The sequence below is a fragment of the Streptomyces sp. NPDC037273 genome, assembly GCF_055603625.1.
In genome coordinates this window covers 40,814-66,391 of sequence record NZ_JBVJVO010000004.1, presented here as the reverse complement: position 1 = coordinate 66,391, position 25,578 = coordinate 40,814, and the positions used below count along the sequence as shown (strand labels likewise).

The window sequence follows — 25,578 nt, the reverse complement described above, 5'->3', positions numbered from 1 at the left end:
TGCCCCTCGCACGGCGGGGAGGAACCAACCGGAAACTCACGCGGATTCGACAGGTCTGAACGCGAGAAGTCGGGGTAGGCGGCCAGTCTCGGGCCACGCGTACCCATGAGGAACAGACGTGAAAGGAGACAGGTGTGACGGTCACCACGATGTCGATGGCGGGAGTCGAGTCCGGAACACGGGCGCTGCCGGAGATCCCGGACACGTCGGCGGTCGCACCCAGGGACGCGAGGGCCCTGTCGAAGGTCTTCTTCAGGGAGCTCGCGACGCTGGAGGAGGGGACGCACGCGTACCAGTACGCGCGGAACACCCTCATCGAGATGAACATGAGCCTGGTCCGCTACGCCGCCGGGCGCTTCCGGCACCGCGCCGACGAGATGGAGGACATCGTCCAGGTCGGCATGATCGGCCTGATCAAGGCGATCGACCGGTTCGAGCTCTCGCGCGAGGTCGAGTTCACCACCTTCGCCGTCCCCTACATCGTCGGCGAGATCAAGCGGTTCTTCCGGGACACCTCCTGGGCGGTGCACGTACCCCGCAGGCTCCAGGAGGCGCGCGTGGAGCTGGCCAAGGCGAACGAGGAACTCAGCACCCGCCTGGGACGGATGCCGACGGTCAGGGAACTGGCCGAGCTGATGAGCCTCAGCGAGGAGGAGGTCACCGAGGCCCAACTGGCTTCCAACGGCTACAACTCCTCGTCGCTCGACGCCGCCCTCAGCGGCGAGGACGAGGACAACGACGCCTCGCTGGCCGACCTCATCGGCACCGAGGACCCCGCCATGGAGTTGGTGGAGGACTTCCACTCGCTGGCTCCGCTCATCGCCGACCTCGACGAGCGCGACCGCCGGATCATCCACATGCGGTTCGTCGAGGAACTGACCCAGGCGCAGATCGGTGAGCGGCTGGGCTGCTCGCAGATGCACGTCTCACGGCTCCTCTCGCGCACCGTGAAGCGCCTGCGCGAGGGCCTGCTGGGCACCGGCGCCGGCTGATCCGTACGCGACCGCCGGCCGGAGGCCGGGCCGGGACGGGCAGCCGTCGGGGCACGAGGGGCACTACGGACGCTGCCCGGGGCACCGCCGCTGTGGCGTCCCGGAGCGGCGGTGTCGAGAATGAGAGGACCGGACGGCATGCCGGACCGGTGCCGCACAGGGATTCAGGTGATCGCGTATGTGCAGGTGGCTCGCGTACCGGGGGACGCCGGTGCTGCTCGAAACGCTCCTCTACCAGCCCGACCACTCCCTGATCGACCAGAGCCTGCACTCCAGGATGGGCGTGGAGACGACCAACGGCGACGGCTTCGGCATCGGCTGGTACTCGGAGCACACCGGCACCCCCGCGCTGCTGCGGGAGATCGGGCCCGCGTGGAACAACCGCAATCTGCGCGAGCTGGCGGACCACGTCGAGTCCCCGCTCTTCTTCGCCCACATCCGGGCCTCGACCGGCACGGCCGTGCAGCAGTCGAACTGCCACCCCTTCCGGCACGGCCGCTGGATGTTCATGCACAACGGCGCCATCGCGAGTTTCCCGCTGCTGCGCCGCGACCTGACCCTGCTCGTCGACCCCGCGCTCTACGCCGACATCGAGGGCACCACGGACTCCGAGGTCATGTTCTACCTGGCCCTCACCTACGGCCTCGACGACGACCCGCCCGCGGCCGTCGCCATGATGGCGGGCGTCGTGGAGCGGGTCGGACGCGATCACGGGGTGGAAAACCCCCTCCAGATGACGCTCGCCCTCACCGACGGCGAGCGCGTCTGGGTCTTCCGCTACTCCACCGCCCGGGCGTCCCGCTCGCTCTTCTACAGCAGCCGCGTCGACGCCCTGCGCCGCCTCCACCCCGACGTCGCGTTCCTGCGCGGCGTCTCGGAGGAGACCCGCCTCGTCGTCTCCGAGCCCCTGGGAGATCTGCCGGGCGCCTGGAACGAGGTGCCGGAGAACAGCTACGGCGTCGTACAGCCGGGCGCGGACGAACTCCGCCGCTTCGCTCCGGCGGCGGTCTGACCGTACCGCCGGGAAGACGCTTCCGTGCGTCGCGCGGTGGCCGAGTGCCGGCTGACCCGTACTCAGCCGCTCGCACGGTGGTCAGGAGCGCGCCGGCCGGGCCGCGAGATAGGGCGCGGTGGCGCTGCGCCGGGCCCTCGCCACCTTGGCCGGCGGGCCCGCCGCGACGACCCGCCCGCCCGCGTCGCCGCCGCCCGGACCGAGGTCGATGACCCAGTCGGCGGTGGTGATCGTGTCCAGGTCGTGCTCGACGAGGACGACCGTGTTGCCGGCGTCGACGAGCCGGTGCAGCTGTCGCAGCAGGAGCGCGATGTCCGAGGGGTGCAGCCCCGCCGTCGGCTCGTCGAGCAGGTAGAGCGCGTGCCCGCGGCGGGCTCGCTGCAGTTCGGTGGCCAGTTTGATGCGTTGCGCCTCACCGCCGCTGAGTTCCGTCGCGGGCTGGCCCAGCCGCAGGTACCCCGGTCCCACCTCGCGCAGCGTCTCCAGACTGCGGGAGGCGGCGGGGACGGCGGACAGGAAGTCGGCGGCGTCGTCGACGGACAGCGCCAGGACGTCCGCGATGTTCTTGCCGCGATAAGTGACTTCCAGCGTTTCGGCGTCGTACCGGCTGCCCTCGCAGGTGGGGCACGGGGCGTAGGTGCCGGGCAGGAACAGCAGTTCCACCGCGACGAATCCTTCGCCCTGGCAGGTCTCGCACCGTCCCTCGGGCACGTTGAAGGAGAACCGCCCGGCCGAGTATCCGCGCGCCCTGGCTTCGTCCGTCGCCGCGTACAGCTTGCGCACCGCGTCGAACATCCCGGTGTACGTGGCCAGGTTGGAGCGGGGCGTCCGGCCGATGGGCCGTTGGTCGACCCGGACCAGGCGGTCGAACGACTCGACCCCCGACGCGTCCTGGACGTCGACCTCCAGCCGCGCCTCGTCGGGTTCCTCGGGTGCGAGGCCTAGGTGGCCGCGGACGACCTCGGCGAGCACCTGCGTCACCAGCGTCGACTTCCCGGAACCGGACACGCCCGTCACCGCCGTCAGTACGCGGAGCGGCACGTCGACGGACACGTCGCGCAGATTGTGCCGGGAGACGCCGCGCAGGTGCAGCCAGCCGTGCGGTGTGCGCGGGCGGTGATCGAGCGGCCGGGCGCGCCCGAACAGGTGCTGGCCCGTGGCCGACTCCCCGACCCGCTCGAGACCGGCGACCGGGGAGGGTTCGTCGAGGACGTAGGCGACGCCGAACAGCCCCGAGCGCAGCTGGGTGGCGATCCGCAGGCGCTGCGGATCGCCCGGCGACAGGGTCGTCGAGCGGCGCCCGAGGCCGAGATATCCCAGGCCCAGGTCGAGCAGTACCTCGATCCGGGCGACAAGGTCGCCGCAGAGCCGGACCGCGACCTCGGTCGTCTCCCCGGATCGGGCGGTCGACGTGGTGGCGTCGGCCTCGGACCGCCCCGCGACGGGCCATAGCAGCGCCAGGACCTCGGTGAGCGGCATCGCGTTGATCTCGGCGATGGAACGTCCGGCGAAGGTCACGGCGAGCGCCTCGGGCCGCAGTCCGCTGCCGTGGCAAGCGGGGCAGGGCACGCTCCTGACGAACCGCAGCGCCCGTTCGCGCGTCCTCTCGCCGTGCTTGCGGGCGCTCCAGAACTTCCCCTGGTACCCGTAGTCGATGCGGCCCTCCTCCGGCTCGATGTACACGGAGGGCTGCTCGTCCGTGTACAGCAGCCAGTCCCGGTCCTTCTTCCTGAGCCTGCGCCACGGCCGGTCGATGTCGATCCCCAGGCCGTTCACGACACTGCGCAGGTTGGCGCCCTGCCAGGCGCCCCGCCACGCGGCGATCGCCCCCTCGCGGATGCTCAGCGAGGGATCCGGGACGAGCAGGTCCTCGGCGACGTCGTGCACGACGCCCAGTCCGTGGCACTCCGGGCAGGCGCCGGCCGGGGTGTTGGGGGAGAACGACTCGGCTTCCAGCCGATGGGGGCAGCCGACGATAAGGAGTCATACGGGTGTCGTCTCAGGACGTTACGGTCGTGGCTCTTCTGGCGGACCCGGATACGCCGACGGAGATCGCGCAGCGCATGGCGCGGATGCTTCCCGACCGGCTCGCCGACAGGTGGGGCCGGGGACGACGGTTCGACGTCGAGGCGGTGAGTGAGCCCTTCACGGCGGGGACCGAGGACCTGTCCACCTTGACGCGCCGGATCATGGACCGTGGCCGTGAGGGGAACTGGGACATCGTCGTGGCCCTCACCGACCTTCCGCTGCACTCGCATGGGCGCGAGCTCGTGGTGGATCTGAGTCACGAACACGGCTTGGCGCTGCTCTCCCTTCCCGCGCTGAGGGGGCTTCCGGCTGCAGACCAGGGCCCGGCAGGCCGTGGAAGAAGCCGTGCTCAGCTTGGCGGGCCCGCAGGCCACCGGGCCTGAGGGGCCTGAGGGGCCTGAGGGAAGTCAGCCACTGCGGGGGCCCTTCACCGGTCGTCTCGCGCCCATCCGTCCGGGCCAGGCCGGTGAGGAGGAGATCGCCGATCTCCGGTACGTCGTCATGGGGCCACGCGGATACCTGAGGGTGCTCTTCGGCATGGTCCGCGCCAACCAGCCGTGGCGGTTGGTGCCGGGTCTGTCGAAGGCCCTGGCGGCCGCACTCGCCACGGGAACGGTCGCCACCGTGAACTCCACCGTCTGGAGCCTGGCCAGCTCCCTGAGCACGTCACGCCTGGTGGTCGCCGCGGTCGGGTCCGTCGCGCTCATGATCGGCTGGCTGATCGTGGACGCGGACCGGTGGCATGGAACGGACGAGGTTTCGCCGGAGGCGAGGAAGCGGGCGGCTCTCCACAACGCGTCCACGGTCATGACCGTCGGTCCTCAACGAACGGTTGTTCGCTCCACCACACAGACGCCGCTGCACGCCTCGGTGTACTGGACGCTGTCCTGGTTCGTCGCTTCGGTCGCCACGGTGGGCGGCGCGCTGGGATCGGGCCTGGAGAGCGACGAGGCGATCCGGGCAGCCGCCTGCTCCAAGCGCGAACAGGAGCGCCGCAACCTGCTGCAGGACGACCGCGGTGACTAGCGGGCCCCGGTCGGACGGCCGGGCGGAGCTGCTGCGCGTGCCCTACGGCGACTTCGACGCGCTGCGTCCGGGCGTGGACGCCGCCGAGCGGCAGACCGACATCGTCATCGGGCCGGCACCGTGGCGCCGTGCTGCGCCCCGCCCCGCCTAGCCTTCGGCCAGCACGACGACCGCGTCCTCGGGGCCGAGGACGAGTGGGGCGTTCTTGGACGGGTTGAGGAAGATCCCGTACGTGGGCGGCTCCTCGCTGTGCCGGGCGAGGCGGTAGCCGATCGCCGTCTCGCTCTCGCGTCGCGCCGCCTCGACGACCGTGGCGAAGTCGGCCTCCGCGCCGGGGACGACGTAGTCGGAGGCCGGCTTGAGGTAGATCTCCGAGCCGTCGGGGTTGAAGAGGTCCGTGAAGACGTCGTACAGGTCGCGGTTCTCGCTCAGCTGGGTCAGGAGCAGGCTGATGACCTTGGTGCTGACGATGAAGTCGTCGGCTTTCGTGACCTGGGCGACTTCGCGGTTGGCGTCGTCGTTCATCTCCGTGACGATCGAGTACGGGTCGCCGAGCCGTTCCTCGATGTCGCGCAGGTGGAGCAGGGTCACGAGGGTCCGGTCGTCGGCCGGGCCGGGGGCGATCGTGTCGTCGGAGAGGACGACGATGTGCTGGTAGCCGCCCAGCTCAAGGGCCTCCAGGGATGAGCGGCGGGTTGGTTCGCAGTGCTTGTACCCCACGGTGAGGTGCGCGGTCCCCTGACGCAGTGCGGCGTCGGGCCGGCGGGGCGCGGCGATGTCCAGGGTGGAGCCGGGCTGGACGAAGCTGTCGAGGAGTGTGACGAGCTTGGTCGTACGGGAGTTCTCGCCGATGAGGAGGGTGCGGTCCAGCTGCGGCGGCTCGGCGGGGGCCGAGGTGATGGCGGACTCGACGATCCGTGGACGGGTCCGGGCCGGCCGGATGAGCAGGTCGTCCTGCGCGATCACGAGGAGGAGGTCGCCGGAACCGATGACGGTGTCCATGGGCGGGTTGACCAGCACCTGGCCTTCCGCCCGTCGCAATCCGGCCGGAGCACCGACCTCGTAGGCGTGGAGTGCCTCTCCGTACGTCTTCCCCACGAGCGCGGGCTCTTCGCGGAGGTAGAACTCGTTGCCGACGAAACTGAGCAGTTCGTTGAACACGCCCGAGAGCCCGGTCTGCCGGTGGGCCTGCGCGATGAGACGTACGGCGATGTCCTCGGCGTCGATCACCAGCGCGCCTTCGCCCGCCGCCAGCCGGGCCGCGGCGATGTTCTCCGAGTCGTGCACCGCGGCGACCACGTGCGGCCGGACGCCCCGCCACCGCCGGCTGTTCAGCAGCAGGAGGATCTTGATGACCTCGACGTCCTTGTCCTCGCCCCCCGGCGGCAACACCATGATCGATTTCGCCGTGTCCGGGCTGACCAGCTCCAGGTCGGTCCGTACGAGCGGGTTGCCGGAGCGGCAGATGACGCGGGTGCTGCCGGTCTCGGGGATGCGGGCCCGGATGGCGTCCTCCATGGAGACCTTGTCGCGGTCGGCGAGGACGACGACGCACGAACGCCGTTCGCTCTGGTTCGCCTCGACGAGCTCCGCGATGACCGTGAAGACCTGGTCAGACCAGCCGAGGACGATCGTGTGACCGCGTTCGATCAGCTGTGACCGGCCTTTGCGCAGCTCGTGGATCTTCTGGTTGAGGCCGGTGGTCAGGACACCGATCAGGGCGCTGACCAGGAAGATGCCACCGATCGTCACCGCGAGCATGAGCCCCAGGAAGACAGGGCTGCCCGTGTCCCCGCCCATGGTTCCGGCGTCGAGGGTGCGCAGCACGCTCATCCAGGCCACGCCGAACCAGCCGCCGTTGTCCTCGGCGTCGGTGTCGGTGAAGAGCACGACCAGGGTCGAGGCGCACCCGATGAGCAGCACCGAGGCCAGCGCGAGCCAGCTGATGAGTGCCGGCGTGCCCCGATCCATCGTCCCGTCGAACCAGTACCTGAACCGCGTCCGCAGCCTGCCACGCACTCCCATGCCCCCATGCCCGTCATCGTCGGCCTGCGGCACAGGTCGTACCCCTGGCTCGACCTGGCGCGAACGATCATTGTTCCAGGCCTGATCCGCCGGAGAGGCCCTAGTCGCCGCCTCCGCCGTCTCCCCCGCCGTCGCCACCGCCGGAGTCGCCCGAGTCGCCGCCGTCCGAGCCCCAGCCGTCTCCCCCGCCGGGCTCGTTGTCGTCGCTGCCGCTGCCCAGGTTGCTGAACCAGGAGCGGTCCCAGTCGGTGTCGGTGACGACCGGATCACCGCCGTTCGTCCGGCTCCGCACGGACCGGAAACGCGCGAGGCCCGTCGTGTCACCGAGGCCGAAGGCGACCGCGAAGACGTGTGCCATGACCGCGTCCAGCGGGTCCGGGGTCTCGTGGCGCACGGGGGCGAGAGGGAGCAGGACCGATCCCGGGTCGGGGGTCTGTCGCCGTGGTGGACGTGTCAGGAGGGCGACGGGCTGTTCGTCACGGAGCAGCCATGAACTGGTCGTGGTGGAGCGCCGCAGCAGCCACCGTCGCCCCGACAGTTCCACTTCCACGGAGCTCTTCGACTTGCGCAGCTTCTTCGCCAGTCTGAGGGCGGCGGGATCGTCGCCGACGGTCAGGCGCAGCCCCTTGGCGGGGTCGCTCGACTCCCGCTGGAAACCCTGCGGTGCCCGCAGCCGTACGACCGGGGCTTGGGGTCCCCATACGTCGACGCGGAACTGGCGCCGGTCCACGGCGACGGCGATCGGCCCGGCGGGACCTTCGGCGTACCGGCGAGCGATCCACAGCGGGACGCCTTCGGTCCAGGCCCGCCGGGCCAGCGTGCCCACACTCTCCGGCCCGCCGCTCAGCCGCACGGCAAGCTCGCCCAACTGCTGTGCGAAGTCAGCGGCTTGACGTACCCTCAGCGGCGTACTGGTGCCGGTGACGCGGGTCACCGGTACGATTCCGGGCCCCTGTGCCAGCCGCGTCAGCGGACGTTCGGTCCCGCCGCCGCCGAGCCACTGTCCGCGTTGGTAGGCCTCGGCCATGGCCCCCAGGTTCAACTCGCCCAGGGGCGTGACCCTGCCGCCCCTGCGCAGCTCCTCCTCGGTCAGCTCGACCGTCCGAGCCAACGGATTCCACGACCGCTCGCCATAGAGCACCTGACTCACCACAACCCCCGTACCTGCCTGTTACTTACTGACGCCCTGCTTGGTCGTTCCCGCCGTGTTGATCACTTCAGGCTCCCACGCGTCGCCGACGCGCGGTCCGGCGGGCCAGTTCGTCGCGGCGGCGGGTCAGGCGGGCGATCTCGGCGTCCAGGGCGGCGATGCGCCGGTCGACGACCGGAGCGAGGCCGCTGCCGCCGCCGGCGGCCTCGGCCGAGCCGCAGGCGGGGGCCGGTTGGCGTGCCAGCAGGGGAAGCCGGTCCGCGTGGGTGCTCAGATCTTCGATCGTGAGGCCGAGGGCGAGCAGGTCGCGGATGACGCGGACGAGCGCGACGTCGGCGTCGCCGTATCGGCGCTGGCCGGACGGGGTGCGCTCGGCGGGCGGCAGGAGGCCGCGCGCCTCGTACAGGCGCAGCGCCCTCGGCGTCGTTCCCGCGGCCGCGGCCGCGTCACCGATCCGCACTCCCCGCCTCCCTCGTATGCCCGGCGTCGGCTACAACCGTACGATCACCGCGCCGAAATGGCGGCCGGCGATCAGTTCGGGCAACGCGGCGCGGGCCGCGTGCATTCCCTCGATCTCGGTGTACGGGAAGGAGATCTCGCCGGAGCGCAGCCAGGCGCCGAAGCGGCGGGCCCACTCCTCCTCCACGCCTGGGTGGTCGGCTCCGGAGTATCCGGTCAGGGTGATGCCCCGGACCACCAGACCGAAGGTGTCGATCTCGGCGGGCGACCTCTCGCCGGCCGTGTGCGCGGACATCTGTCCGGCCAGTGCGCCGACGAGGGCCACCCGGGCGCCGGGGCGAGCGGCGTCCAGGGCGACGGTCAGCTGCTCGCCGCCGACGGTGTCCAGGACCACGTCCAGGCCGTCGGGGACCGCCGCCGCCAACTGCTCGGCGAACGGCCGTTGTCCGGGGCCGGCCAGCAGGACGCGGTCGTAGCCCAGCTCCCGTACGAGCCGGTCGGCCTTGTGCGGCGAACGGGTGGTGCCGATCACCGTGGTGGCGCCCAGCAGGCGGGCGATCTGCCCGGCGAGGGTGCCCACGGCGCCGGCCGCTCCCGTGACCAGGACGCTGTCGCCGGGGCGGACCTTGACCAGCCGGGTCAGCGCTCCGTACGGAGCCGCTCCCTGGGCCAGGTGTGCGACCGGCGTGGGCAGGGCGCCGTCCGTGGGGGCGACGTCGGCGGCGGGCAGCAGCGCATGGTCACGCCAGCCGGCCATGTGCACGACGGTGTCGCCGGGCTTCAGCGGCCCGTCCCCCGGCGCGGCGACCACCTCGCCGACGGCCGGGCCGAAGAGGACGTCCCCGGCGGCCAGGAAGGGCAACGGGAGGCCCTTCGTCCGGCCGCCGATGAGCGTCCGCAGGCCGGGGAAGACGAGGAAGTACCGGTTCCTCACCAGCACTTGGCCGAGTGCCGGTGCGGGCAACGGGCTCCGGGACAGGGTGAAGTGCCGGGGTTCGGGGAGGCCTTCGGGAACCGAGGCGAGGCGGACCTCCAGGGTGGAGGCGGGCAGCTCTGTGGCCGTCATACGGGTCTCCGGGGGCGGTTCGGGGGTGAGGTCCGGTGACGCTAACCCCTGACCCGTGGGTGAGGGTCAACCCTCCTGGCGGCCGCCCGCCGGAGCACGCCGAGGAGGGGTCGCCTAGGCCTGCCGGCGTGCTCTCGTGTCGTGGAGGCCGGGTGGGACGTATCCCGCGTCCCGCGCCGAGAGGGTGGTGCCCGGTGGGACGATCTTGTCGATCTCGTCGAGTACGTCCGGCGGCAGGGGGCTGTCCGCCGCCCCGAGCTGCTCCTCCAGCTGGGACAGGGTGCGCGGGCCGATGATGGGGGCGGTGACGGCCGGGTGGGAGAGCACGAAGCCGAGGGCGAGCTCGATGAGGGTGATGCCGGCCTGCTCGGCCAGGACGGCGAGGGCCTCGACGGCCTCCAGTTTGGCGGCGTTCTCGGTGCTGTCGACGTCGAAGCGTCCCGGCTGGCGGGCCGCCCGGCTGGATTCCGGCTGTGGCCGGCCTGCTCGGTAGCGCCCGGTCAGCCAACCGCCGGCGAGCGGGCTCCACGGGATCACGGCGAGTCCGTACCGCTGTGCCACCGGGAGTACCTCGGCCTCGACGCCTCGGGTCAGGATCGAGTAGGGCGGCTGCTCGGACACCACGCGCTCGCGGCCCCGCCGCTCCGCGGTCCACTGGCCTTCGACGATCCGGGAGGGCGGGAACGTGGAGGTGCCGAGGTAGCGGACCTTGCCCTGGTGGACGAGGTCGGAGAGGGCGCCGAGGGTTTCGTCGAAGTCCGTGTCCTCCTCCGGGCGGTGCACCTGGTAGAGGTCGATGTGGTCGGTCCGCAGCCGCCGGAGGCTGTCCTCGACCGCGCGGTGGATCCAGCGCCGCGAGTTGCCGAACCGGTTGACGTCCTCGCCCATGCGGCCGTGGAACTTGGTGGCCAGGAAGACGTCGTCCCGGCGGCCCGCCAGCGCCTCGCCGACGATCTCCTCGGACTCCCCCTGCGAGTACACGTCGGCCGTGTCGATGATGTTGATCCCGGCGTCGAGGGCGCGGTGGATGATGCCCACCCCGTCCTCGTGGCTCGGGTTGCCTCGGGCGCCGAAGTTCATCGCGCCGAGGGCGAGCGCGCTCACCTGCACACCTGTGCGGCCGAAGGGCCGGTACGGGATGGTCATGACGTTCCTTCCGTGGGAATGGTGGTGGGTATGGCCGTGGGAGTGGGCCGCCGTCCGGGCGCTGCCGCGGCTTCGGCGAGTCGGTCGACGTCGGCCGCGGTGCCGGCGGCGCGGAACGCGTCCCACAGGCGGCGGTACGGGCCGTGGGCCGCGAGGAGTTCCTGGTGGGTGCCGGCCTCGGCGACCCTGCCGTCGCGCAGGACGATCACCTGGTCGGCGCGGGCGGCGGTGGTGAGCCGGTGCGCCACGACGAGGGTGGTGCGCCGCCGGGTGAGGGCGGCCGTCGCGGCGGCCACCCGGCGTTCACTGGCCAGGTCGAGGGAGGCGGTGGCCTCGTCCAGGAGCAGGATGTCCGGGTCGACGAGTTCGGCCCGCGCGAGCGCGAGCAGTTGCCGCTGGCCCGCGGAGAGGCCTCGGCCGCGTTCGCCGACCTCGGTCAGATAGCCGGAGGGCAGCCCGGCCACCATCTCGTGCGCGCCGACCGCGCGCGCCGCGGCCTCCACCTCCGCGTCGGTGGCGTCGGGGCGGCCGTACGCGATCGTGTCGCGGACAGTGCCGCCGAGCAGGTGCGTCTCCTGCGGGACGAGTCCCAGCCGACGCCGGTATGCGGCCGGGTCCAGTGCGCGCAGGTCGGTGCCGTCGACCCGTACGGTCCCGGTCGTCGGGTCGTGGAACCGGGCGACGAGTTTGACGATCGTCGACTTGCCCGCGCCGGTCGTACCGACGAGAGCCACGGTCTGTCCGGCGGCGACGCGCAGGCTCACCTCGTGGAGCACCGCGCGTTCGCCGTCCCGGTAGGCGAAGGACACCCGGTCGAACTCGATCTCGCCGCGCAGCTCGCTCACCGGCAGGGGGTGCGCGGCGGTGGGCGTGCCGACCGGTTCGCGCATCAGGGTGCGCAGCCTGCCGAGCCCCACGACCGCCTGCTGGTAGCCGTCGAAGGCCTGGGACAGCTGTTGGATCGGTGAGAAGAACAGCTCGACGTAGAGCAGGAACGCGATCAGGGTTCCCACCGTGAGCCGGCCGTCGCGTACGTGCCCGGCGCCGATCACCAGGACGGCAGCGCTCGCGGCCGTACTCAGGAACTCGACGAACGGGAAGAACGTCGCCATGAGCCGCTGGGCCCGCAGCCGGGCGTCGCGGAACGCCCGGGCCAGCTCGGCGAAGTCCCGCGCGTTGTGCGCCTGACGGCCGAACGCCTGGGTGACCCGGATGAGGCTCACGTTCTCCTGGAGGTACGCGTTGACCGCGCTGACCCGCTCCCGCGCTTCGAGGTACGCGGGCAACGACCGCGAGCGGAAGACCATCGTGGCGGCGACCAGGCCCGGCAGGATGAGGAGCAGGGTGACGGAGAGTCCGGCATCGATCACGAGCAGGGCGGCGAGCACGCCGAGGGTCGTCAGCAGAGAGACCACGAAGGTCACCAGACCGGTCTGCAGGAACGCCGACAGCGCGTCCACGTCCGTGGTCATCCGGGTCATGATCCGGCCGGCCGGCTCGCGCTCGTAGTAGTCGAGACCGAGCCGCTGCAGCTGGGCGTAGGTGCGCACCCGCAGGGTGTGGAGCAGGCGCTCACCCGTGCGGCCTGTCACCCGTACCTGGGCGATGTTGACCAGCCAGCCGAGCAGCACCACCGTCGCCGCGACGGCGGCGATCAGCAGCAGCGCAGCGGGCTCGGACCGGGTGACGCCGCTGTCGACGCCGTGCCGGACGAGTACCGGGACGGCGATCTGGGCGAGCGCGTCGGCAGCGACGAGCGCGAGACCGGCGAGCAGGGGCAGGCGGAACGGGCGTATCAGCGACCGCAGCCCGAAGTGCGGGTCCCAGGCGCGTGCCTGCCCGGGCGTGACCTTCGGGTCGGTGTCCTCGAGCGGCAACGCGGCCAGCCGGTCCTGGAGTTCGGCGCTGGGCGGGGCGCCGCCGAGCAGGCCCGCCCCGTGCCCCGCACGGCCCGGTCCGGAGGTCGCGGCGGCCTGCGCGTAGGCGGCGGCGACCCGGACGCCGACGTCCCGGCGGGCCGGGGGTGTGTCCGGGTGGCCGCGCCAGAGCTCCTCGGTCACGCCGCGCGGGCGCGGGGGCTCCGCCGCCGAGGCCGCGTCCACGCCGAGTTCGCCGGGTTGGCCGTCGGGGGACAGCAGCGACCGGTAGAGGGGGCTGCGCGCCTGGAGCTCCGAGGGCGTGCCGATGTCGACGACCCGGCCGCGATCGAGCACGGCGACCCGGTCGGCCAGCTCCAGCGTCGACGCCCGGTGGGCTATGAGCAACGTCGTTCGCTTACGGGCCAGTTGACGCAGCCCGGTGTGGATGGCCGTCTCGACCTGGACGTCGATCGCCGAGGTGGCGTCGTCGAGTACCAGGACGGCGGGGTCGTGCAGGATCGCCCGGGCCAGCGCGATCCGCTGGCGCTGCCCGCCGGAGAGCGTGAGGCCCTGCTCGCCGATCAGGGTGTCGTAGCCGTCCGGCAGGGCGGTGATGAATCCGTCCGCCTGGGCCAGCCGTGCCGCGTGACGGATCTCGGTGTACGGGGCGTCCGGGCGACCGTAGGCGATGTTCGCGCCCACGGTGTCGGACAGGAGGTGCGGCTCTTCGAACACGAAGCCGATACGGGCCCGCAGATCGGCCAGCCGCACCTCGCGCACGTCGGTGCCGCCGACCCGGACCGTACCGGCGGCCGGGTCGTAGAACCTGGGCAGCAGCGACGCCGCCGTGGACTTGCCGGACCCGGCCGCACCGACGAGTGCCAGTGTCTCCCCCGGTTCGACCCGCAGGGTGAACCCGTCCAGGAGCGGTCCGGCCGTCCGGTCGCGGCCGAACACCACGCCGTCCCACTCGAGGGCCGGCGGCCCGTCCGGGAGGTCGACGGCGTCCGGTGCGTCGGTGATGTCGGAGGGCGCGTCGACGACGTCGAGCACCCGCTCCACTCCGGCGCGCGCCTGCTGCCACACGGTGAGCAGCATGGCCACTTGGCGGACGGGCGTCACGAACGAACCGAGGTACGCGGTGAACGCCACGAACGTGCCGAGGGAGATCCTGCCGTGCAGCGCCAGCCAGCCGCCGAGTGCCAGCACGGCGACCTGCCCGAGTGCCGGGACGGCCTGGAGCGCCGGGTTGTACCTGCTGGTCAGCCGGGCGATGCGGACCCGGGAGGAGAACAGGCCGCGCGACCGCCGCTCCAAGGCGTCCAGCTCGCGCCGTTCCTGCCCGAAGCCCTTGACGACGCGGACGCCCGCGACCGCCGCCTCGACGGTCGACGCGACCTCCGCGGCCTCCTGCTGCGCGTGCCAGTGGGCCGGGAACAGGTCGCGGCGGCTGCGGAAGGCGATCAGCCAGAGCACCGGCCCCACGACGAGGGCGACGAGGGTCAGGAGCGGTGACAGCGACGCCATCAGGACCACCGACATGGCGAACATCAGCGCGTTGCCGAACATGTTCGGCAGGAACTGCAACAGCATCTGAATGAGCGTCACATCGGAGATGGCGCGGCTGACGACCTGGCCCGTGTGCAGGTCGTCCTGCTGGTTGCCGCCGAGCCGCAGCAGCGTGGCGAAGGCGTCGTTGCGCAGGTCGTACTGCACGCCGAGGGATACCCGTCCGGAGCAGTACCGGCGGAGGAAGCTCGCCCCGAACCGCAGCGCTCCGATGCCGAGCAGCAGCGCGACCCAGGGGGTCAGACGTGCCGTCGGCTCCTCGACGCCGTCCACGACATGGCGCAGGACGAGCGGCAGTACGGCCGTGGCGACCGCCGCGACCAGCGCGGCACCGTACGCCCAGGCCAGGTCGGCGCGGTAGGCCAGGCAGTACCGGGTCAGCCGGCGCACCCACCCCGGTGCGACCGGTTCGGGGACCGCCTGGGTCGTACGGTCCGCGGTGCTACAGGAGGTGACGGTCACACGGACGCCCCGACAGCCGGTGCGGGCGTGAACGAGTCGGCGGGGCGGGGCAGTCCGTAGTGCTCGCGCAGGGTGGTGCCGGTGTAGTCGGTGCGGAACCGGCCGCGTTCCTGAAGGATCGGCACGACCTTGTCCACGAACACCTCGAGTCCGGACGGCAGTACCGGCGGCATGATGTTGAACCCGTCGGCTGCGCCGTTGTCGAACCATTCCTCGATCGCGTCGGCCACCTGGACGGGCGTGCCGGTGAACGTCCGGTGCCCGCGACCGCCGCCGAGCCGGCCGATGAGCTGTCGTACCGTCAGCTTCTCCCGCCGGGCCAGGTCCACGATCAGGGTGTACCGGCTCTTGGCGCCTTCGATCTCGTCCTCGGACGGCAGGTCGTCGGGCAGCTCGCCGTCCAGGTCGAGGGCGTCGGGGTCGAGCTTGAGCAGCCGGGCGAGTTGCCGCCTGGCGAACTCGGGGCTGATCAGCCGTTCGAGTTCACGGTCGAGTTCCGCCGCCTCGGCCTCGGTGTCGCCGATGACGGGCACGATGCCCGGCAGGATCTTGATCCCGTGGGGATCGCGTCCGTGAGCCGCCGCCCTCTCCTTCAGGTCGGCGTAGAAGGCCTGGGCCTCCTGGAGGGTCTGCTGCGCGGTGAACACCGCCTCCGCCCAGCGGGCGGCGAACGCCTTGCCGTTCTCGGACGAGCCGGCCTGCACCAGGAGCGGATGGCCCTGCGGTGAGCGGGGGAGGTTCAGCGGGCCGTCGACGCGGAAGAACCGCCCGGCGTGGTCGATCCTGCGGACCTTCGCGGCGTCGGCGTGGATGCCGGCACCCTTGTCGGCCACGATCGCGTCGTCGGCCCAGCTGTCCCAGAGCCTGGCGGAGACTTCGAGGAACTCGTCGGCGCGGGCGTACCGCTCCTTGTGCGGGGGCGTGTCGTCGAGGCCGAAGTTGCGGGCCGCGTCCGCGCCGGCGGTCGTGACGATGTTCCATCCGGCCCGTCCGCCGGACACGTGGTCGAGGGAGGCGAACCGGCGGGCCAGGTTGTACGGCTCGTTGTACGACGTCGACGCGGTCGCGATCAGGCCGATGTGCTCGGTCGCCCCGGCGAGCGCCGTCAGGAGCACCGTCGGTTCGAGTTGTCCGGCCGGCCTGCGCGCCGGGTCGCCGTGCTGGCCCGGGCTGTCGGCGAGGAACAGCGAGTCGAGCCTTCCCCGTTCGGCGATCCGGGCGAGGTTCTGGTAGTGCGCGACGTCCCAGCCTGCGTACGGGTCCGACTCCGGCAGCCGCCAGGCGGCCTCGTGGTGGCCGACCCCCATCAGGAAGGCGTTGAGATGGAGTTGTTCGGCTCGCTTGCTCATGACTGTTCCTTCGTGCGGTGGGCGGGCAGGACGCCCAGGGCGCCGAGCAGGGTGGTGCGGTAGTGCTGGAACCGGGAGTCGCCGGGGTCGCGTTCCGCGGGCAGGTCGATGCGCAGGTCCTGGACGAACTCCCCGTCGTCGAGGACGAGTACGCGGTCGGCGAGGGTCACCGCCTCGTCCACGTCGTGGGTCACGAGCAGCACGGCGGGTCGGTGTGTCTCGTACAGGCGGCGCAGCAGCCGGTGCATGCGGATGCGGGTCAGCGCGTCCAGGGAGCCGAAGGGCTCATCGGCGAGCAGCAGCTCCGGCGCGCTCACCAGTGACCGGGCCAGCGCGGCCCGCTGCTGTTCACCGCCGGACAGTTCGTGCGGCCAGGCCGATTCCCGCTTGGCCAGGCTGACTTCGTCCAGGGCGGCGCGTCCGCGTGCCCGGGCGTCCTTCCCGGGCAGACCGAGGACGATGTTGTCGAGGATCCTCAGCCACGGCAGCAGCCGGGAGTCCTGGAACACCAGCGAGACCCGCTCCGGTACGAGGATCTCCCCCGTGCCGACCGTGCCGTGGTCGAGACCGGCGACCGCGCGCAACAGGGTGCTCTTGCCCGATCCGCTGCGTCCAAGCAGCGCCGTGAACTCGCCGCGGGCGATCGTCAGATCGATGCGGTCGAGCACGCGGCGGTCCCCGAAGGACCGGGTCAGGTCGCTGATGCGGACGGCGGCGGAATCCACGGCTTCGGCCACCGGGGTGCCGCTCAGGCGGTGATCGTACGGCGCCACGACAGCACCCTCCCTTCCGCCAGGCGGACGAGGGCGTCGGAGACGAATCCGAAGGTGCCGTACAGCACCAGGCCGACGAGGATGATCCCGGACTGCGCGTACTGCTGGGCCTGGAACATCATGTAGCCGATTCCCGACGTGGCGTTGATCTGCTCGACCACGATCAGGCCGAGCCAGGCGGCGGTCACGGCCAGCCGCAGGCCGGTGAAGAAGCCGGGCAGAGCGGCGGGCAGCACGACCTTGCGCAGGAACTGCCGGCGGGAGAGCCCCTGTGCCTCGGCGAGTTCGACGTAGCGGGCGTCGATGGCGACCAGCCCCGCGTGCGTGTTGATGTAGATGCTCACCAGCACACCGAGCGCGATGACGACGACCTTCATCGTCTCGCCGATCCCGAGCCACAGGATCAGCAGGGGAAGCAGGGCGAGGTTGGGGATGGAGCGCTTGACCTGCAGTGTGCCGTCCACGAAGGCGTCACCGACGCGGGAGAGCCCGGACGCGAGTGCCAGCACGACGCCCGCCACGACCCCGATCAGGAGGCCGAGGAGCGCGCGGGTCAGCGAGGTCTGCACGCTGTCCTGCAACCGTCCGCTGGTCCACAGTTCCTGGGCCGAGGTCAGGACCGACGAGGGGGACGACAGCTTGCGCGGGTCCAGCCAGCCGGCCGCCGAGGCCGCCCACCAGACCACGATGACCAGCAGGGGGCCGAGGAGCCTGCCGAACGGGATGGACTTGCCGCGGCCGAGGCGTCGCCGGCGCGCCGGGACCAGACCGCCGGCTTCCGGGGGCGGCGGCGGTGCGGAGGCCGGAGGGGCCTTCCGCGGCCCGCCGGTGACGGTGGCCGTGCCTCCGCCCGTACGTGCGATGTCGAGGTTCATCGGGGCTCCGGGGATCGAGGGGTGAGCGAGCGGAACGTGCTGGAGTGGAAGACGAGGGGATCCACCGCCTCGTCGAGGCGCAGGTCGTGGACGCGGAGCACGGCGATGTCGTGGTCCCCGGCGCGGACCTCGTTGTCGACCGAGCACTCGAGCCAGGCGCCGGCTCCGTGCAGGAGCACCGCGCCGCCCGGTGTGGTCTGCCACGCGGCCCCGGCGAATCGCTCCTCACTGGGACCGGCGAGCCGTCGGCAGAGCGGCCCGTGTTCCGCGCCGAGCACACTGATGCCCAGGCGCTCGGCGCGGCGCAGCACCGGCCAGGTACGGGAGCTGTGCGCCATGCATACGGAGACGAGCGGCGGCGCGAGGGACACCGTCGTGAAGGAGCTCGCCGCCAGCCCGACCGGCTTTCCGTCGATCAGGGCGGCGATCGCCGTGACGCCGGTGGGGAACGCGCCGTACACGGCGCGCAGGGATGTGGTGTCGTGCAGCACCGCGGTCATACGGAAGCCTCCGTCGGGTGCGCGGCCGGCAGCCGCGGGCTTCTTCCGGTGGGTGATGCCGGATCGGTCGGGTCGGGCTCCTTCAGCAGGGGGAGCAGTCCGTCGCCGACCCGGGCGATCTCCTGCTTGTACGGGGTGTCCGAGAGCACGAAGTGGGTCACGCCCAGCGCCCGGTACCTCCGCAGCGCGTCGGCCACCTCCTGCGGGGAGCCGACCAGCCACGTCGTGCCGGCGCCGCCGCCTCCGTAGCGGCCCGGCGCGGTGTAGAGGCAGGTGTCCAGGACTTCGCCCCGTTCCGCCAGGTCGAGCAGGCGCTGCTGGCCGACCGCCGCGTGCCGCCGGAACGCCTCCCGGGCACGTGGGCCCTGCTGGGCCATGCGGGCGACCTTCTCCTCCGCCGCGCGCCACGCCTCTTCCGTGGTGTCCCGGACGACGGTGGTGACGCGCAGCCCGAACTCCAGCGGCCGGTGGGTGCGTCCGACGGTCTCGGAGAGTGCGCGCAGCCGGTCGATCCGCCCGGCGACGCCGTCGAGCGGCTCGCCCCAGAAGAGCTGGACGTCGGCCTCCTGCGCGGCGACCCGCTCGGCGGCCGGGCTCGCGCCTCCGAAGTACAGCCGGGGGTGGCGTCCCTGTTCGGCGCCCCAAGGGCGGGGCCGCACGCGGGAGTTGTCCACCCGGTAGTGCTCTCCGTGGAAGGTCACCTCCTCCTCGGTCCACAGGCGGCGGACCAGTCGGAGGAACTCGAGCGTGCGCTCGTAGCGGCGTGACGGGTCGAACTCGCCGTCGCCGTACGACGCGGCGTCGTCCAGTCCGCTGACGATGTTGACCAGGACCCGTCCCTGGCTGAGCCGGTCGAGCGTGGCCGAGGCCGACGCGAAGTTCGCGGGATGCCAGTAGCCGGGCCGGATCGCGATGAGCGGCTTGAACGTGGTCGTGCGGGCGGCGAGCGACGCCGCGACGGTGAAGGTGTCCGGTCGCCCCCAGCCGGTGCCGAGGAGGGCCCCGGCCCAGCCGTGCTGTTCGACCGCCCGCGCCAGTTCCGTCGAGTGGTCGAGCGTGTCCCAGCCGTCGAGGGTGTCGTCGCCGCGATGACCGGGCTCGACCGTGTTCGGGATGTACCAGAGGTACTCGCCCATCTCAGGCCTGCCCGCGGTACTCGGCGGGCGCGGCCTGCGCGGCGATGTGCTCGAACCGTCGGTCGAACAGGACGCTGACGTCGAACTTCTTGACGAATCCCGCGCCGGCCATGAGGTCGGCGATCGACTGCTCCCAGGCAATGGAGGAGTCCCAGTCCGTCGGATACAACGGCTTCTTCCGTGACTTGACGATCCGTTCGCCGGCTTCCTTGGTGACGCCCTGGTCCTTGACGTAGTAGGAGTCGATCCACTTCCCGGGGTTCTCCCAGGACCAGTTGTTGCCCTTGACCCAGATGGGGATGAACGCCTGGATCGCCGCTGCCTTCCGGTCGTCGGCCAGCACCGACGTGGGCGCCCACAACAGGCTCAGCAGGTCCTGGACGTCGGTGGGCAGAGTCCGCGCGCCATCCCTCGCGTACTGCTTCAGATACTTCGTCAGCGACGGCTCGGTGAGCGGGGCGAGGTCGACCTGCTTGCCCTGGAGAGCGGTCAGGAACTGGGAACTCGGCAGGGGAACCAGGGTCACGTCCTTGTAGGAGATGTCGTTCTCCTTCAGCCACTTCAGGATGGTGACGCCCTGCGCCTGGCCCTGGGAGAAGGCGATCTTCTTGCCGACGACGTCCTTCGCCGTCCTGATGTCGCTGCCCGGCCGGGTGGTCGGGATGTAGTTGACCGCCGTGTTGTGCGAGATGGCGACGATCTTGGCGTCGACGCCGATGTCGTGCGCCTGGATCGGCGGCATTCCGGCGTTGGCGGCCAGGTCGACCGCCCCCGCACGGAATCCTTGAATGGTCTCCGGCCCGCCGTTGAGGCGGACCCATGTGGCGGAGAACGGCAGCGGGCCGAGCGACGGCTCGGCAGCCAGCTGGGCCTCCGTGGTGCTCACTCCGATGCGGAGGGCGGTGCTCTTGTCGGGTGCCAGGGTCGGGAGCGCGCCGAGCTTCGTGGAACCCGGCTCGTCGGAGGAGGCGCAGCCCGCGAGCGTCAGCAGCGCACCGCTGCCCAGGGCGAGAAAGCCTCGGCGGTTCAACGGCCTTGAGGGGAATGTGGACATGGCGGTACCGGGGGCCCTTTGCTTGTTCGGCGCACTGACGGATGCGCGGTCTGGATGGGTTGCCGCCGACGCCGTGTGACGGGGAATCCACAGGGGGCGCCGGCGGCCTGTATTCGGCGGTGTCAGGAGGCGACGGCGACCCGGTGGTCGGCGGTGAAGGGGCGGCCGGCGACAAGCTCGGACTCGCGCCCGTCCGGTCCGACGGGGACGTCGCCGATCAGCGTGACCCGGTGCAGCCGACGCTCGACGTCGAGGTGTTCCAGATCGCGCGGAGCGAGGTGCGCGGTGGCCCGGTTGTCCCAGAACGCCACGTGCCCGGGCTCCCAGCGGAAGCGCACCGTGTACTCGGGCCGGGTGATCTCGGCGTACAGCAGATCCAGGATCCGCTTGCTCTCGCCCGCGGTGACGCCGACGATGTGGCTGGTGAAACCGGGGTTGACGAACAGCGCGCGCTCCCCGGTCTCCGGGTGCACCCGGACCACCGGGTGCACGGACACGAGCAGGTTGTCGTTGACACGGCGGGCGTACTCACTGTCCTCGCCCACCGGCCGGCTGCCGCCGTACCGGTGCTCGGCACGAAGCGTGTCCACGAACGCCCGCACCGGGGCGGAAAGCCCCTCGTACGCGGCGACGAGGTTGGTCCACTGCGTGTCGCCACCGACCTCCGGGACGGTCTCGGCACGCAGGATGGAACCGGCGGGCGGATTCACCGCCGCGGTCACGTCGGTGTGCCAGCCGTCGAAGTAGCTGTACTGGCGCTTGCGGTACTCGTCCCGGAAGTTCTTCCCGTAGCGCTGCTCGAAGCGGCGCGGATCGATGGTGAAGATCTCCGGGTGGTCCTCCGGCGGGGCGTCGTCGTGCGGGTGGGCGTAGGTGAGCTCGCCGAAGTGTCGGGCGAACGCGATCTGGGAGGAGTGGTCGAGCCGCTGCCCCCGGAAGAAGACGACCTTGTGGCGGTGGAGGGCCTGCCTGATCCCTTCGACGGTCTCGGTGGCCAGCGGCTGGGCGAGGTCCACACCGTCGATGTCGGCGCCGATGTGACCGGCGACGGGGCGGACGGAGAGCGTACTCATGGGCGGTGTCCTTTCGGGCATGTCGAGGAGAGCGCCGTGCTGTCGCGCTGACGCGCTGCCGTGCTGACGTGCTGACGTGCTGACGTGCTGACGTGCTGACGTGCTGACGTCAGAGCGTCACGGCGTCAGAGCGTCACGGCGTCAGAGCGTCACGGCGTCAGGGCGTCAGGGCGTCAGGGCGTCAGGGCGCGCGGAATCACCTGGCGGGCGCGTACTCCCAGGTGTGGAAGACACCGGGTCGGAGATCGATCCGGTGCCGGACGGGAGTCCGGGGGAAGAAGTGCGCGGCGGTCGACGCCGCGGCGCGGACGCGCGGGGGCGCGTCGGCGGTACGCCGGTCAGCGGGCGCGACAGCCCAGTCCGGCGAAGTGGTGCGCGCGGAAGGCGTTCACGGGGTGCCGGCCTGCGGCTGCCCTGATCGTGGCCCTCTGCTGTGCGTCCATGGGAGGAGTCTGCGGCCACGGCCCCGGTACGAGCAATGTTTTGTGGCGGTATGGAAGAAACCCCGCTCGCCCGCTCGCCGTCATCGGGCGCTTCCGACCGTGCGCAGCCCCAGCGGGTCCTGGTAGACGGCCGCGAGAACCGGCGCGGTCGCGGCCACCGCGAGCGTGTCCGTACCGAAGGAACCGGTACGCACCTGATCACCGTCGCCGCCCAGCTCGCGGATCAACTCACCGAGCAACTCCGGGAGATGAAGGGTGGCGGACTCGGTCAGCACCAGGGCATCCGGGCTGATCAGGTCCAGCAGCGGCTGCACCGCGTGCGCGATGAGCCGCAGCCGGGCGCGGCACAGGTCCATCGCACGGGCGTCACCGGCCCGAGCGGCACCTACGAGCAGTTGCAGGTCGGGGTGCGGAATGACCCCCGCCGCGACAGCGCGCTGCGCGACGGCCCGGTCGGAGACGGTGGCCTGCAGGCAGCCCGTACGACCACACGGGCAGCGCTCCGTCGACCCGGGCACGGGCAGGTGGGCGACGCCTCCGGCACCGTACTGGCGGCCCTGCAACAGGACGCCCCCGGTGGCGATCGCCGCGTCCACCGCGTTGCCCACGAACAAGTGCACCAGGTCGCCGCCACGGACCGCGCCGAACAGCAGCTCGGCCTGAGCCAAAGCCCGCGCGTGGCCTTCCACGTGAACCGGCAGCCCCACCGCCCGCTGCAGCATGCGCCGCAGCGGAATGTCACGCCAGCCGAGCGCGGAGTTCTCGACCAGGACACCGGCGTCCGGGTCGACCCATCCGCCCGTGACCACCCCCAGTCCGAGCACGGAGCGCCCACCGGCATGCCGGCGCAGAAAGCCGGGCAGCCGACGGACGACATCGTGAAGCACCGCCCCGTGCTGCGCCTGCCTCGGCACCCTCTCCTGCGCGATGACCCCGCCGCGCAGATCGGTCAGCGAGAACGTCAGCCGCGGCACCGCGATGTGCACGCCCACCGCCACATGATGCGAGGTCTCGATGTCCAGCGGAATGCGCGGACGTCCCGGCCGAGGCCGCCGCGCAGGCTCGGGCGGCTCCCACACCAGCCCCATCGCCAGCAGCTCCGCCGCGTGCCGCGACACGGCCGCCGCACTGAGCCCCGTCTCCCTGATGATCGCCGTCCGCGCCAGCGGCCCCTCCCGCAGCACGGCCCGCAGCACGGCGGTCGCCCCATCGGAATGGTCAGCGGCGGCTCTCCCGCCCGGCGTCACGATAAGCGCTGGTCTCATCCATGGTCCTCAATCCGGGGTCGGTCACACGGCAGCACGGCGACCCCCGAATCCGAGGGGCTACCGGTGCTGGGGACAGGTCGACAACCTCATGCCCCGATGCTCGCAAGGGCCATGGATCCGGGTCAACGATCGGGCGTTACGGGCCAATGACGGTTCTGCGAAGCGGCCGCCGCCGGTCGTGCCTCATTCCTTCCGCTTGGTCACCGCGTTCGGACCGGTGGCACGGGTGACGAGTTCGGAGAGGGAGTGGTCCGCCGGACGGCCGTTCACCGCGGGATGCAGCAAGAGACCCTTCTCCTCGCGCGACTTGCTCCGCTCGGCGATCAGCGGGTTGGCCTTCGCCCAGTTGTCGCAGCGCACTCCGGTGATCTGCCAGCAGACGTCCAGCCCCGCCCTTCCGCCCGCTATCTCGAAGGTGTGGTCCGAGAGAGGGCGGCTGACGTGCAGGTCAGGGGCCGGGGCCCCGACGGCGGTGAGCTGGTAACGGAACGACTCGTTCAACGACTCGAACCATTCCGGCAGTTCGACCGTGGCACAACCGTCCCCGTCGAGAACCGCTGAGCCGTCGTAGACGTTCTTCAGCTCCGAGGACTCGACCGCCGCGTGGACCAGGAATCGCTCGTCGGGCTCGACCGGGTGGTCGATCCGCATGAGGCTCGCGCCTTCGGACACAGTCCCGGTGATCACGACGTCGCCGTCCAGATAGGCGGCCTGCGACGTCCCCTTCGCGTACACGCCGATCGCGCCTTCACCCTGGACTCCGTAGCCCTGGAGGCTCTTGCCGAAGACACCCGGACCGAAGGTGACCTCCCCTTTGACCCCGGCTTTCCCACTGCCCCCCTTGCCGAACACGCCCACGTTCTCCGTACTCGACCCGGACAGACCGGGGCCGGCGCCCCCGGTTCCCTGGACACCGGGATTCTCGCCGCCACTCGTGCCGGACACCCCGACGCCCTCACTGCTCGTGGCCGTGACACCCGTGCCCTTCTTGCTCGAAGCGGACAGCCCCGCGCCGCTGGTGCTTTCAGCGAGGACACCTGATCCGCTGGTGCTGACACCTTTGAGCCCGGCACCCCCGCCACCCGTGCCGAGGACTCCGGGAGAGCCCCCGCCGCCGGTCCCCGATACACCGACGCCTTGGGAGCTGGTGCCGGACACCCCCGGCCCCGAGGCGCCGGTTCCCTCCACACCGGCGCTGCTGCCTCCACCCTTTCCTGTCACGCCGATTCCCTGTGTACTACTGCCGGAGACTCCGACACCGTTGGTACTCGTACCGGTCACACCCGCGCCGGACGAACCGATGCCCTCGACGCCGGCCGAGGTCCCGCCGCCCGTGCCTTTGAGGCCGACACCCGCGTTGCTCGAACCCGAGACGCCCGGGCCGGCGCTTGCGTGCCCGAAGACGCCCGCCCCCTGGAGTCCCCCTTCACCCTTGACGCCGTCCCCCTTCGTACTGCTGCCCGATACGCCGGGACCGTCGGTGCTGGAGGCGGACACTCCCGCTCCAGCCGAAGCCTTTGCCTCCACACCCGGCGACGTGCCGCCGCCCTGGGCAAAGACTCCCGGACCACCCGTACTCGTACCGGAGAGCCCCGGCCCGGCTGTGGCATTGCCGACGACGCCCGCGCCCGTCTCGCCACCCGTACCGGTGACCCCAGCACCTTTCTTGCTGGTCCCCTCGACGCCGGGGCCTGTGACGCCGGAGCCCGTGACGCCCGGGGCGGATCCCGCCCCCTCGCCGGATACGCCCGGGCCGTTGGTGCTCTTGCCCTTCACCCCGGGGCCTTCGGCCGATGATCCGAGAACACCTGGTTCCGACCCGTCAGTCGTGCCGTAGACACCGGAGCCGGTCGTGCTCTTGCCCTGGACGCCGGGGCCGTCCGTGCCGGTACCGGCGACACCCGGTTGCCCGGGCCCACCGGTGCCGGTCACCCCGGTCCCTTCGACACTCGAGCCTTCCACGCCCGAGCCCAGGACCGCCGTGCCCCGCACGCCTGGACCGGCCACCATGTTCCGACCCGACACGCCGATCCCGTCCCCTAGTTTGTTGACGCCGAGAACACCCGTGCCGCCACCACCGTCGGTCGACACACCCGCGACCCCGACACCATGGATCTGCGCGTGGATGCCGAGCACCCCACCGATCGGCTTCTCATCGGTACCCGTTTTCGAACTGGTGCCGAAGACGCCGCTTCCACCCCCGCTCTCACCCCACAGGCCGTACTTGCGTCCCTCCAGGGCGACCCCGGCGGGGCTTTCAGACCCCTTGATGGGAGGGTCAGGTGACATGATCGTCTCCTCTGTCGATGCGCC

19 protein-coding genes and 1 pseudogene are annotated in these 25,578 nt (G+C 71.6%); 4 read left to right on the top strand and 16 right to left on the bottom strand.

The features are described from left to right. Positions 1–149: 149 nt before the first annotated feature. Positions 150–992: an RNA polymerase sigma factor SigF gene (locus ACZ7G1_RS12485; protein WP_470871992.1), complete on the top strand. Its 843-nt coding sequence runs from the start codon at positions 150–152 to the stop codon at positions 990–992. A gap of 178 nt (positions 993–1,170) precedes the next feature. Further along, on the top strand, positions 1,171–2,004 hold the full coding sequence (locus tag ACZ7G1_RS12480) for a class II glutamine amidotransferase (RefSeq protein ID WP_470871643.1): 834 nt from the start codon (positions 1,171–1,173) through the stop codon (positions 2,002–2,004). A gap of 81 nt (positions 2,005–2,085) precedes the next feature. Here the strand turns inward: ACZ7G1_RS12480 and ACZ7G1_RS12475 are convergent, their stop codons facing one another. Beyond that, positions 2,086–3,981 (bottom strand): excinuclease ABC subunit UvrA, encoded by a 1,896-nt coding sequence (locus ACZ7G1_RS12475; RefSeq protein WP_470871994.1) that lies wholly within the window; start codon positions 3,979–3,981, stop codon positions 2,086–2,088. A gap of 8 nt (positions 3,982–3,989) precedes the next feature. Here ACZ7G1_RS12475 and ACZ7G1_RS12470 point away from each other — a divergent pair. Both ACZ7G1_RS12470 and ACZ7G1_RS12465 read left to right on the top strand, forming a co-directional pair. Beyond that, positions 3,990–5,058: pseudogene (locus tag ACZ7G1_RS12470) on the top strand (hypothetical protein). Next, positions 5,051–5,209, top strand: a complete 159-nt coding sequence (locus ACZ7G1_RS12465; RefSeq protein WP_470872013.1) for a hypothetical protein — start codon at positions 5,051–5,053, stop codon at positions 5,207–5,209. Before ACZ7G1_RS12470 ends, ACZ7G1_RS12465 begins: the two are co-directional and overlap by 8 nt. Here ACZ7G1_RS12465 and ACZ7G1_RS12460 read toward each other — a convergent pair. The 15 genes from ACZ7G1_RS12460 to ACZ7G1_RS12390 form a co-directional block, all read right to left on the bottom strand. Beyond that, positions 5,206–7,029: a CASTOR/POLLUX-related putative ion channel gene (locus tag ACZ7G1_RS12460; protein WP_470871645.1), complete on the bottom strand. Its 1,824-nt coding sequence runs from the start codon at positions 7,027–7,029 to the stop codon at positions 5,206–5,208. The genes ACZ7G1_RS12465 and ACZ7G1_RS12460 overlap by 4 nt on opposite strands. 154 nt (positions 7,030–7,183) lie before the next feature. Further along, entirely contained in the window at positions 7,184–8,233 is a 1,050-nt protein-coding gene (locus ACZ7G1_RS12455) for a hypothetical protein (RefSeq protein WP_471204104.1), read from the bottom strand. Positions 8,234–8,300: 67 nt separating this feature from the next. Beyond that, positions 8,301–8,693, bottom strand: coding sequence for a MerR family transcriptional regulator (locus tag ACZ7G1_RS12450; RefSeq protein ID WP_470871648.1), 393 nt, complete (start codon positions 8,691–8,693; stop codon positions 8,301–8,303). 30 nt (positions 8,694–8,723) lie between these two features. Continuing rightward, entirely contained in the window at positions 8,724–9,758 is a 1,035-nt protein-coding gene (locus ACZ7G1_RS12445; RefSeq protein WP_470871650.1) for an MDR family NADP-dependent oxidoreductase, read from the bottom strand. Between the two features lie 114 nt (positions 9,759–9,872). After that, on the bottom strand, positions 9,873–10,904 hold the full coding sequence (locus ACZ7G1_RS12440; protein ID WP_470871652.1) for an aldo/keto reductase: 1,032 nt from the start codon (positions 10,902–10,904) through the stop codon (positions 9,873–9,875). Continuing rightward, entirely contained in the window at positions 10,901–14,722 is a 3,822-nt protein-coding gene (locus tag ACZ7G1_RS12435; RefSeq protein ID WP_470871996.1) for an ABC transporter ATP-binding protein, read from the bottom strand. The genes ACZ7G1_RS12440 and ACZ7G1_RS12435 overlap by 4 nt, the downstream gene beginning before the upstream one ends. A 68-nt stretch (positions 14,723–14,790) precedes the next feature. Next, a complete protein-coding gene (locus ACZ7G1_RS12430) occupies positions 14,791–16,143 on the bottom strand; it encodes an LLM class flavin-dependent oxidoreductase (RefSeq protein ID WP_470871654.1) in 1,353 nt (450 codons plus the stop codon). Next, positions 16,140–16,916, bottom strand: a complete 777-nt coding sequence (locus ACZ7G1_RS12425) for an ABC transporter ATP-binding protein (protein ID WP_470871656.1) — start codon at positions 16,914–16,916, stop codon at positions 16,140–16,142. The genes ACZ7G1_RS12430 and ACZ7G1_RS12425 overlap by 4 nt, the downstream gene beginning before the upstream one ends. After that, the gene (locus tag ACZ7G1_RS12420; protein WP_470871657.1) at positions 16,892–17,791 is read right to left on the bottom strand and encodes an ABC transporter permease; all 900 of its coding nucleotides are present in this window, start codon (positions 17,789–17,791) and stop codon (positions 16,892–16,894) included. The genes ACZ7G1_RS12425 and ACZ7G1_RS12420 overlap by 25 nt, the downstream gene beginning before the upstream one ends. Further along, a complete protein-coding gene (locus ACZ7G1_RS12415) occupies positions 17,788–18,291 on the bottom strand; it encodes a flavin reductase family protein (protein ID WP_470871658.1) in 504 nt (167 codons plus the stop codon). The genes ACZ7G1_RS12420 and ACZ7G1_RS12415 overlap by 4 nt, the downstream gene beginning before the upstream one ends. After that, positions 18,288–19,427 (bottom strand): LLM class flavin-dependent oxidoreductase, encoded by a 1,140-nt coding sequence (locus tag ACZ7G1_RS12410; protein ID WP_470871659.1) that lies wholly within the window; start codon positions 19,425–19,427, stop codon positions 18,288–18,290. The genes ACZ7G1_RS12415 and ACZ7G1_RS12410 overlap by 4 nt, the downstream gene beginning before the upstream one ends. Position 19,428: 1 nt before the next feature. Next, entirely contained in the window at positions 19,429–20,457 is a 1,029-nt protein-coding gene (locus tag ACZ7G1_RS12405; protein WP_470871660.1) for an ABC transporter substrate-binding protein, read from the bottom strand. A 146-nt stretch (positions 20,458–20,603) separates the two neighbouring features. Then, complete coding sequence (locus ACZ7G1_RS12400; protein WP_470871661.1) at positions 20,604–21,554, bottom strand: TauD/TfdA dioxygenase family protein; 951 nt, start codon at positions 21,552–21,554, stop codon at positions 20,604–20,606. Between the two features lie 523 nt (positions 21,555–22,077). Beyond that, on the bottom strand, positions 22,078–23,193 hold the full coding sequence (locus ACZ7G1_RS12395; RefSeq protein WP_470871662.1) for an ROK family protein: 1,116 nt from the start codon (positions 23,191–23,193) through the stop codon (positions 22,078–22,080). A gap of 255 nt (positions 23,194–23,448) precedes the next feature. Then, the gene (locus ACZ7G1_RS12390) at positions 23,449–25,554 is read right to left on the bottom strand and encodes a hypothetical protein (RefSeq protein WP_470871664.1); all 2,106 of its coding nucleotides are present in this window, start codon (positions 25,552–25,554) and stop codon (positions 23,449–23,451) included. Positions 25,555–25,578 lie beyond the last annotated feature (24 nt).

Excerpts from the sequence above, each read along its gene's own strand:
- ACZ7G1_RS12485 (WP_470871992.1), top strand. The coding sequence starts at position 150 with ATGTCGATGGCGGGAGTCGAGTCCGGAACACGGGCGCTGCCGGAGATC.
- ACZ7G1_RS12480 (WP_470871643.1), top strand. The coding sequence starts at position 1,171 with ATGTGCAGGTGGCTCGCGTACCGGGGGACGCCGGTGCTGCTCGAAACG.
- ACZ7G1_RS12460 (WP_470871645.1), bottom strand. The coding sequence starts at position 7,029 with ATGGATCGGGGCACGCCGGCACTCATCAGCTGGCTCGCGCTGGCCTCG.
- ACZ7G1_RS12445 (WP_470871650.1), bottom strand. The coding sequence starts at position 9,758 with ATGACGGCCACAGAGCTGCCCGCCTCCACCCTGGAGGTCCGCCTCGCC.
- ACZ7G1_RS12440 (WP_470871652.1), bottom strand. The coding sequence starts at position 10,904 with ATGACCATCCCGTACCGGCCCTTCGGCCGCACAGGTGTGCAGGTGAGC.
- ACZ7G1_RS12430 (WP_470871654.1), bottom strand. The coding sequence starts at position 16,143 with ATGAGCAAGCGAGCCGAACAACTCCATCTCAACGCCTTCCTGATGGGG.
- ACZ7G1_RS12420 (WP_470871657.1), bottom strand. The coding sequence starts at position 17,791 with ATGAACCTCGACATCGCACGTACGGGCGGAGGCACGGCCACCGTCACC.
- ACZ7G1_RS12415 (WP_470871658.1), bottom strand. The coding sequence starts at position 18,291 with ATGACCGCGGTGCTGCACGACACCACATCCCTGCGCGCCGTGTACGGC.
- ACZ7G1_RS12410 (WP_470871659.1), bottom strand. The coding sequence starts at position 19,427 with ATGGGCGAGTACCTCTGGTACATCCCGAACACGGTCGAGCCCGGTCAT.
- ACZ7G1_RS12400 (WP_470871661.1), bottom strand. The coding sequence starts at position 21,554 with ATGAGTACGCTCTCCGTCCGCCCCGTCGCCGGTCACATCGGCGCCGAC.
- ACZ7G1_RS12390 (WP_470871664.1), bottom strand. The coding sequence starts at position 25,554 with ATGTCACCTGACCCTCCCATCAAGGGGTCTGAAAGCCCCGCCGGGGTC.